This is a genomic window from Peribacillus sp. NPDC058002 (assembly GCF_042886655.1).
Classification (GTDB): Bacteria; Bacillota; Bacilli; order Bacillales; family DSM-1321; genus Peribacillus; species Peribacillus aracenensis.
Map to the genome: position 1 here is coordinate 1 of NZ_JBHVQU010000249.1, position 4,992 is coordinate 4,992.

Below are 4,992 nucleotides of genomic sequence, written 5' to 3' on the forward strand. Positions count from 1 at the left end.
AATTGATGAAAATTCCATGTGCTTTCCGTTAACTAAAAAAAGGGTTGGAACATACCCTTCTGCATTACTCGAATGGCAAATAAATATGAAAGCTCGTCCCTTTTCCCACTTCGCTTTCCACTTCTATATAGCCATTGTGCTCTTCAATGATTTTATAGCTGACCATGAGCCCGAGCCCGGTTCCCCTATCTTTCGTCGTATAAAAAGGTTCACCCAATTTTTTTAGCATTTCCGTTGAAATCCCCATTCCTTTGTCGGTAATCGAAATGCAAACGTATTTCTCTGAAAATCGGCTTGTTTTAATGGAAACAGATCCCCCATCCGGCATGACTTCCAATGCATTTTTGATGATGTTAATGAACACTTGCTTTAACTGGTTCGCTTCACATAAAACGTTAAATTCATCTTCTTCAAAGTCTGTCTCGAATTGAATATTTTCCAATAGTGCCTGAGCGGCCAGTAATTCCAGTGTCTCCCTCAATATGGTATGAACATCCTGTTTGAAAATTTTTAGCGCCTGAGGTTTTGCCAGTACCAAGAATTCCGTGATAATGGTTTCAATTCGCTTAATTTCGGAAGTAATCACGTGAAAATATGTGGAAAACTCCCCTTTAACACCATCCTCAAGCAACTGGATAAAACCTTTTAAGGCTGTCATTGGATTCCTGATTTCGTGAGCAATTCCGGCCGCCAATTCACCAACGACATTCAAAGTATCCGATTTTCGGATTTGTTCCTGCATTTCGAGATTTTTACTCACATCACGGAAAATGCTTAAATTCAGGTTCGAATATAAATTTTTCCTCGTCAAAAATTCAATATGCTTAACCCTTCCATCTTCGAATGTTATCGGAATGATGGAAGAGTAGACCTCATGCTTATAAACATTTTCAATGTGAGCATTCAAGACAGGAGCATTTTCAGGAATTTTTTCGATGAATCCCTGTACAGATAAAGATAGCAGTTTGCGCTTTGAAATCTCCAATATTTTCTGACCAGCTTCATTAATATCGGTGAACCCTTCATGATTCCATAATATCAAGCCGTCTAATGTTCCCTCAAAAATCTTCCTGAACTTCTTTTCACTATCCCTTAATTCCTTCTCAATCAGCCAACGCTCACTGACATTTCGAAAGATCGTTACGTTATATCCGTCACCTTCATGTTTTTTGGCAGTCAATTCAAGCAATTTAATTTGGTTATTAGGCATTTTATAAATCAGCTCACCCCGCACCTGGGTGTCTCTTTCAAACGTCTCCATCATCTGGTTAAAATGATTACTATTGCTATACACGTATTTCCAGATATGGCTGCCTATCAAATCCTCTCTGCTGGATTCGAATATTTTACATGCTGAATGATTGACCCGAAAAATGATCCCGTCATCATTCCAGAATATGATTGCGTCCATGGACTGGTCGAATAATTCGGCAAAAATCCGTTCGCTCGTCTCTAACTTTTTTTCTATTATATTTGATTCTGTAATTTTTCGAAGCACCGACATATATAATTCATTTCCTACCGTTGAACTTATCGAGAAAGTGAAATGATGCAGTTCATCCCCAACCTTTATCTCTACCTCTCCTTTGAAGTTCGACTCATCAAAGGCCCTTTGTATGCTCCCATCCCAATATTCCCTATAATCCGGGGATATAAGGCCCCTCATATTCTTACCGACAATCTCTTTTTTCGGGATGCCCAAGACATGGATAAAGGCATGGTTCACTTCCATTATTATTCCTGAACTGTCGAATAGAACGATGCTTTCTATGGCTGTATCGAAAATGTCCAAAAACATCTGCCTTGACATCCTTGTTTCCCTTGATGAAGAAACATCCAATGTCACATCCCCCAAACGGTAGAGCTGCTGTCCTTCGAAAAGTGAGCCTATACGCATAAACTCTATTTGCTTAAGGGCTCCGGTATGTAGTTGGATAATTTGCCTTTCACTTTCATTCGAGGTTTTTAGGGAACTTGACACTACCTGGTTATTTAAAGGGATGACATCAAGAAAATCAGTTATCTTCATGGACTCCAACTGCTCTTTCGCGGTATCCAGCAGAGCGCAGGCGGCATCATTGGCATAAGTGAGACGCAGTTCCTCATCAACCCTAATATAAGGCTCTGACATCGAATTGAAAATGTTCAAAAACCCTTCGACCTGTTTATTCAATTTTAAAATTTCCTGTTTATATTCCGATTCATTCTCATAACCGACTTTCATATTAACCCCCCTCAACAAAACCGATACTTACCAACTTTATTCGACATCCATCTTGATTTTCCTCGGTATTTTTCGAAAATCGCCGCAATCACAACATTCCAAAATTATCCTTTATATCAAATCATAGTATATTGAACACTGTAAAACTTAGCGTTAAGCTTAATTTAAGGTTTTTATAATAAGTTTAATAAATATTGATTTAGTACAAGGTATTTAGGGTATAAGAAATAACAACGCTTTCTAGCTACCTTAAAAATTTATTAAATGGAGGCAACGATGAAACAACGTGATTTTTTCTTCGATAACGCCAAGTTCATTCTCATGGCTTTTGTCGTCTTTGGACATTTGCTGAATACGTATATACATGACAGTGAAACGATATATGCTTTATATAAAACCATTTATTCCTTTCACATGCCTGCCTTTATCCTTGTTTCAGGGTTCTTTGCGAAAGGTTTTTATCAAAAAGGGTATTTAGGTAAAATTACTAAAAAACTGATATTGCCCTATATCATTTTCCAATTGATCTATACCGTTTACTACTATTTCTTATATGAACGTTCTGCCATCACTGTAGACCTGCTTGACCCCCAATGGTCGCTATGGTTCCTGATCAGTTTATTCTGTTGGAACATCATGCTCCTTGGTTTCTCAAAGCTAAAGCCATCAGTAGGCATAGGTTTATCTTTTTTAATCGCATTATTGATTGGATATATTGACAATATCTCCAATTACCTTAGTCTCTCCAGGACATTCGTTTTTTTCCCGATGTTTTTGATCGGGTACCATTTAAGCAAGGAACATTTAAAAAAACTATTCACACCCAAAGTTCGTTTGGCTTCACTTAGTGTCATGTTAGTGATTTTTATCGGTTTTTATTTAAATAGCGATATCAATTATAAATGGCTGCTCGGTTCGAAACCATATGCCGAACTTGAAGATGCGACAATCGTGTCCATGTTTAAACGCCTAGGATTTTATGGATTGAGCATAATTTCAGTGTTCAGCTTCCTTTCGTTCATTCCACGCGGACAATATTTCTTTACGAACTGGGGTAAACAAACCCTTTATGTCTATCTGCTGCATGGTTTCTTCATTCGGTTTTTCCGCGAAAGCACCATCCAGGAATACTTCAGCAATACAGAGAGCTTTATCCTGCTCGCCGGCCTCTCTTTCTTGATTACCGTGTTATTATCTAGTGAAATGATCGCTACCATGGCGCAGCCGATCATCGAATTGAAAGCAACCAAAACAAAACGTTTCATGACTAAAACGAAAGAGTATATTAAACAAGCTTTTTAAATAAAACGGATGAAGCATCTTCTGCTTCATCCGTTTTTTCAAATTCCATTTCATTTCGCTTTCAAGCTGAAAAGATTCCCCTTCAATACCATAACCCATTTTTCAAATGGAGCACGCTATGGTAAAATTACTCGTTAGTGCTTGTTGGCTTAAAAAGACATGTACACGAAAGGAGCCAGGCGTTTCTTTTACGCCCTTTAACATGAATATAATAATCAGTACTCTTAACGCAAAATATATCCATACATCGCTATCCATCCGATATTTAAAAGCTTATGCCCAGCCCGATTACGATGTACAGCTGGCAGAATATACGATAAAAGATCCAATTATGAACATAGTTGGTGATCTTCATTCCAAAAAACCCGATGTCATAGGGTTCAGCTGCTATATTTGGAACATCGAAGAAACAATGAAAGTCGTAGCCATGCTGAAGAAGATCAATCCAGAATTGGTTATCATTCTCGGCGGACCTGAAGTCACCTATGATGTCGGGGAATGGCTTGATCAGATTCCCGGGGCTGATTTCATCGTAATTGGCGAAGGTGAAGTCACTTTCAAGGCTCTTTTATCTGAAATTGAAGGTTCGAATGACTATAAGAAGGTTGGCGGCATTGCGTATCGACAGGATGGAAAAAAAATCATCCAGCCTCAGAACGGCAAGGTTGATTTGAAATCCCTCCCTTCTCCATATCGTTTGGAGGAAGACCGCGGAGACCTATCTAAACGGGTCACCTATATCGAAACTAGCCGAGGGTGCCCGTTCAGCTGCCAATTTTGCCTTTCATCGATTGAAGTGGGTGTCAGGTATTTTGATCGTGAGAAGATTAAAGAAGATATCAGATATCTTATGGCTAATGGTGCCAAGACCATTAAGTTCGTTGACCGAACCTTCAATATTAGCCGAAGCTATGCCATGGAGATGTTTCAATTCTTAATCGATGAACATCTTCCCGGTGTAGTTTTCCAGTTCGAGATCACGGCGGATATCATGCGTCCGGAAGTTATCCAGTTCTTGAACGATAATGCCCCTGCAGGACTGTTCCGCTTTGAAATAGGGGTACAATCGACGAATGATCATACGAATGATTTAGTAATGAGAAGGCAGAACTTCGAAAAACTGACAAGGACCGTAACCATGGTTAAAGAAGGGCAAAAAATTGATCAACATTTAGACCTTATTGCCGGTTTACCAGAAGAAGATTATCACTCTTTCAGAAAGACTTTCAATGATGTTTTCGAGCTCAGACCCGAAGAGATGCAGCTTGGTTTCTTAAAGATGCTTCGTGGAACTGGCTTACGGATACGCGCCGCTGAACACCAATATATATACAGCGAACATGCTCCCTATGAAATTCTAGGAAATAATGTCTTATCCTTTGATGACATTGTCCGAATAAAACAGGTTGAAGATGTCCTTGAAAAATACTGGAACGACCATAGAATGGATCATACCACAGAATATC

The 4,992-nt window shown here is 39.0% G+C and carries 3 protein-coding genes; 2 read left to right on the plus strand and 1 reads right to left on the minus strand.

Annotated elements, in window-relative coordinates; genetic code table 11:
• Nucleotides 1-64: 64 nt before the first annotated feature.
• Nucleotides 65-2,224, minus strand: coding sequence for a PAS domain S-box protein (locus tag ACFVSH_RS22795; RefSeq protein ID WP_387599531.1), 2,160 nt, complete (start codon nucleotides 2,222-2,224; stop codon nucleotides 65-67).
• A gap of 276 nt (nucleotides 2,225-2,500) precedes the next feature.
• On the opposite strand from ACFVSH_RS22795, the gene ACFVSH_RS22800 reads away from it, so the two are divergent.
• Both ACFVSH_RS22800 and ACFVSH_RS22805 read left to right on the plus strand, forming a co-directional pair.
• Nucleotides 2,501-3,526, plus strand: coding sequence for an acyltransferase family protein (locus ACFVSH_RS22800; RefSeq protein ID WP_387599528.1), 1,026 nt, complete (start codon nucleotides 2,501-2,503; stop codon nucleotides 3,524-3,526).
• A 202-nt stretch (nucleotides 3,527-3,728) separates the two neighbouring features.
• Nucleotides 3,729-4,992: B12-binding domain-containing radical SAM protein (locus tag ACFVSH_RS22805; protein ID WP_387707969.1), on the plus strand; the 1,264-nt coding region annotated here is incomplete at its 3' end.